This window comes from Burkholderia sp. AU4i, assembly GCF_000466765.1.
Taxonomy (GTDB): Bacteria; Pseudomonadota; Gammaproteobacteria; order Burkholderiales; family Burkholderiaceae; genus Burkholderia; species Burkholderia cepacia.
This window is the reverse complement of the sequence record NZ_ASSI01000203.1, coordinates 1-4,104: the sequence shown is the minus strand read 5'-3', so window position 1 is coordinate 4,104 and position 4,104 is coordinate 1. Positions and strand designations below refer to the sequence as shown.

Genomic DNA, 4,104 nt, shown 5'->3' with positions numbered 1-4,104 from the left:
CCGGTAGCCGCGCTGCGCGCGCGGGCTCGCGAACAGGTACGCGACGCACGAATACCAGCCGGCCGACAGCGCGCCGATCGTCACCAGCACCGCGCCGTTGAACCACAGCGGCACGTGCGCGGGCAGCATCGCGGCGAACACGCTGGTCCAGAACGCGCACGATTTCGGGTTCGTCAGGCACGTGAACAGGCCGCTGCGATACGCGCGCAGGTAATCGCGCGCGTGCGGCGCGGCCAGCGGTGCGCGTTCGTCGGGCGCGTCGGCCGGTGCCGCGTCGCGGCGCACGCCCGCGCGCAGCAGCTTGAAGCCGAAATACACGAGGTACACGGCACCGCCGATCCGGATCGCCTCGTACAGCCATTCGACCTGGTGCAGCACGGCCGCGAGGCCGAGCATCGCGAGCGAGGCCCAGATAACCGACGCGGTGCCGACGCCGAGCGCCGACGCGGCGCCGAGGCTGCGCCGCCCCGCGAGCGACAGTTGCGAAATCATGAAGAAATTCGGGCCGGGGGTGATCGCGGCGACGAGATAGACGACGGCGATTTGCAGCAGGATCGGCAGGTAGGTCATGGCGGCGCGGCCCGGCGGCGGGCGCGGGAGGAACGGGCAAGCCGTTAATGTAGCGCGCGCCGCGCGGCCGCGCTCTCGCCAGGGGCGACCGGAGGCGTGATCGATTCGCGGTCGCGGCCGTTGTTGCGAGCGTTTTGCGGCCGTTTCGCGGCCGTATAGCCGTTATTGCGGATCGAGGCGCAGGCGCGCGATATACGGCAGGTGGTCCGACAGCCACGCGGCCTCGCCGGACGGCGCGCGCCATTCGAGCGGCGTCAGCCCGCGCACGAACATCTTGTCGAGCGCGAGCGCCGGCGAGAACGCGGGGAACGTGCGGCCCGATTCGCCGAGCAGCGTCGCGACCTCGGACAACCCGATCTCGCCGAACAGCGCGACCGAATCGTTGCGCCAGTCGTTGAAGTCGCCGGCCAGCATCAGCGGGCCGTCGCCCGCGTTGCGCACGATCCAGTGCGCGATCCAGTGCATCTGGCGCAGCCGCGCGGCGCGCGTGAGCGCGAGGTGCGCGCACAGCAGCGTGACCGGTCGCGCGCCCGCGAGCGTCGCCCGCGCGACCAGCAGCCCGCGCCGCTCGAAGCGGTGCGCGGAGATGTCCCAGCGGCCGCCGAGGTCGAGCGGATGCGGCGACAGGATCGCGTTGCCGTGCCGCCACGACGGCTTGAACACGTTCGGCCCGAGCGCGATCTGCCAGTCGAGCGCCTGCGCGATCTCCGTGGCCTGGCAGTGCCACACGTCGTCGACCGCGTCGTCCATCGGCGCGCCGAAGCCGGGAGCGAGCATCGGGCGCGGCATGCGGCGCGCCATCGCTTCCTGCAGGAAATACACGTCGGCGTGCGTCGACTGCATCCAGTTGCGCATCGCGTTCCACGCGGTGAAGCCGAGCGGCGAGCGGCCCTTGTGCAGGTTCCAGCTCACCGCGGTGATTTCGTCGGGCGCGGCGTGCGGTTCGGCGAACGGCAGGGAGAGAGCGTCGGCGGACATGACGCTCAATCCTTCGCGACGTGCGCACGCACGCGGTACACGAGGTGCGGACGCTGCTCGACGAGCGTCCAGTCGGTCCACGCGTCGGCGCCGACCGTCAGGCCCGGGTGGCTCGCGACGATTTGCCGCGGCGACGCGGGTATGCACGGATCGCTGCGCGTCGCGTTTTCGTCGTCGAGCGTTTCCTGCACGTCGAGCGCGAGCGACACGGTGTTCGCGCCGGCATCGACGGTGAGCGGCGCGACCGTCACCGAGCGCGAGCGCTCGGTCGGCACGACGCGCGCGGCATTGCCGCAGCCGACCGGCACGGCGGACGGATAGCGATGGGTATCGGTGCGGGTCTGACCCACGGTGGTGCGCTGCTGGAACGTGTCGATGGTCTGACCGTCGCGTACCACCTGGATCTCCCACGCGACGGAGGCCGGCGCGGGGCTCTGCGCATGGGCGGCGAGCGCGATGCTCGCGAGCAGGACGGCCAGGCCGTGTTTCAGCATGAAACGTCTCCGGGAACGCGCGATAGCGGGGAACGGACGCACATCTTACGCCCGATCGATTTCGGTCGTGATGTGACAGGACGCGTCGCGACAGGTTCGCCGCACGATGCGGTCCTGTTCGAAAGGTAGGGCCGCGTCATGCGTTTTCAACCGAAAAAACGCGCGAACTCCGCGACGCTCGCGCGCTCGGTGACGAGGCGGTTCTCGATCGCGTCGGGGTCCGCATGGCCGAGCGACATGCCGCAGACCAACTGTTCGTTGGCGGGAATGCCGAGGTGTTCGGCGATGATCCGGTGAAACGGCACGAACGCGGCCTGCGGGCAGGTATCGAGCCCGCGTGCGCGCGCGGCCGTCATCACGCCTTGCAGGAACATCCCGCAGTCGAGCCATGCACCGTGTGTCATCACGCGGTCGAGTGTGAAGAACAGCGCGACCGGCGCATCGAAGAAGCGGAAGTTGCGCGCGTGCTGCGCATGCATGCGCGCCTTGTCGTCGCGGCCGATGTTCAACAGGCCGTACAGGTCCCAGCCGACCTTGCGGCGCCGGTCGATATACGGCGACACCCATTCGCGCGGGTAGTAGTCGTACTCGGCGACGTATTTCTCGTCGCGCGCGGGATCGTCGTGGGCCGCGGTGAGCGCGGCGGCGAGCGCGTCGCGCGTGGCGCCCGTCGCGACGTACACGCGCCACGGCTGGATGTTGGTGCCCGACGGCGCGCGGCTCGCGGCTTCGAGGATCGCCTCGAGCGTGTCGCGCGGCACGGGCGTCGGCAGGAACGCGCGGATCGCACGGCGCGACGTGAGCGCCGCGTCGACGGCGCCGGTCGCATCGGCATCGACGCGCGGGAAAGCAGTGGGGACGGACATCGGCATACCTTCGGGGCGAGATCCGACGCGCCGCGGGGGGCGCGGTCGGCCGGGCCGGTGCGGCGGGTGGGTGAACCGACGATCATACGCCCCGGTGCGCCGGCGTGCAGCGCGCGCGGGGTGTTAGCAGCACACGCGCGTGGCTGCTTGCTTGCGCGGGAATACGGGATCGCTACACTGAAATCGTAAGGGTCTGATGATCGTGTGACAGCAAGCGGCAGCGAGGTTGGTATGACGACGGCGATGGTGAAACAGGAACTGGCGGTGGCGTCCTTCAGCACGGTGTACGACCTCGAGCAGGTCGAGACGGCGCTGAGCGACCTGAACGAGAGCGCGAGCGACGCACTGCGCGCCACCTACGAGAAGATGCTCAAGACGGGCAATCTGCGCTTTTGCGTGAAGCCGAACCGGATGCCGTCGTTCGACGCGCTCGGCGAGGCATTGCCCAATTTCGCCGAGCCGCTCGACGACGTGCGCAAGCAGATCGCGCTGTGCCTCGAAACGGACGACCGGCTCGAACTGATGCCGATCCTGCTGCTCGGGCCCCCGGGCATCGGCAAGACGCATTTCGCGAAGGCGCTCGCGCAGCTGCTCGGCACCGCGTACCACTACGTGCCGATGAGTTCGCTGACGGCCGGCTGGATCCTGTCGGGGGCGTCGTCGCAATGGAAGAACGCGAAGCCCGGCAAGGTGTTCGATGCGCTCGTGAACGGCAGCTACGCGAACCCGGTGATCGCGGTCGACGAGATCGACAAGGCCGGCAGCGACGCGCAATACGATCCGCTCGGCGCGCTGTACGCGTTGCTCGAGCACGACACCGCGCGCGCGTTCATCGACGAATTCGCGGAAGTGCCGATCGATGCGGGCAACGTGATCTGGATCGCGACCGCGAACGATGCGCATGCGATCCCGGAGCCGCTGCTCAACCGGATGAACGTGTACGAGATCGAGCCGCCCGATGCGGCCGGCGCGCGCCGGATCGCGCAGACGATCTACGACGAGATCCGCACGTCGCATGCGTGGGGGCGGCGCTTCCCGGAGAGCCTGGGCGACGACGCGCTCGACGTGCTGGCCGCGACACCGCCGCGCACGATGCGCCGCGCGCTGCTGCATGCGTTCGGCGCCGCCCGGCTCGACGGGCGCGACGCGATCGGGCCGCGCGACATCCGGGCCGACGAGGGCGCCGCGAAGCGCCG

Annotated in this window: 5 protein-coding genes; 1 reads left to right on the top strand and 4 read right to left on the bottom strand. The window is 69.9% G+C overall.

Translation table 11 applies throughout. The features are described from left to right. The 4 genes from L810_RS35940 to L810_RS35925 all read right to left on the bottom strand — a co-directional run. Positions 1-570: LysE family translocator (locus L810_RS35940; protein WP_042977596.1), on the bottom strand; the 570-nt coding region annotated here is incomplete at its 3' end. A 162-nt stretch (positions 571-732) separates the two neighbouring features. Next, entirely contained in the window at positions 733-1,548 is an 816-nt protein-coding gene (locus L810_RS35935) for an endonuclease/exonuclease/phosphatase family protein (protein ID WP_021163082.1), read from the bottom strand. 5 nt (positions 1,549-1,553) lie between these two features. Further along, positions 1,554-2,042: a hypothetical protein gene (locus L810_RS35930; RefSeq protein ID WP_021163081.1), complete on the bottom strand. Its 489-nt coding sequence runs from the start codon at positions 2,040-2,042 to the stop codon at positions 1,554-1,556. Positions 2,043-2,188: 146 nt separating this feature from the next. Beyond that, a complete protein-coding gene (locus L810_RS35925; RefSeq protein WP_042977599.1) occupies positions 2,189-2,908 on the bottom strand; it encodes a nitroreductase in 720 nt (239 codons plus the stop codon). A 231-nt stretch (positions 2,909-3,139) separates the two neighbouring features. Here L810_RS35925 and L810_RS35920 point away from each other — a divergent pair. Continuing rightward, a partial coding sequence (locus tag L810_RS35920; RefSeq protein WP_042977594.1) for an AAA family ATPase occupies positions 3,140-4,104 on the top strand: 965 nt, incomplete at its 3' end.

Coding starts and splice junctions, on each gene's coding strand:
- L810_RS35925 (WP_042977599.1), bottom strand. CDS start 2,908: ATGTCCGTCCCCACTGCTTTCCCGCGCGTCGATGCCGATGCGACCGGC.
- L810_RS35935 (WP_021163082.1), bottom strand. CDS start 1,548: ATGTCCGCCGACGCTCTCTCCCTGCCGTTCGCCGAACCGCACGCCGCG.
- L810_RS35930 (WP_021163081.1), bottom strand. CDS start 2,042: ATGCTGAAACACGGCCTGGCCGTCCTGCTCGCGAGCATCGCGCTCGCC.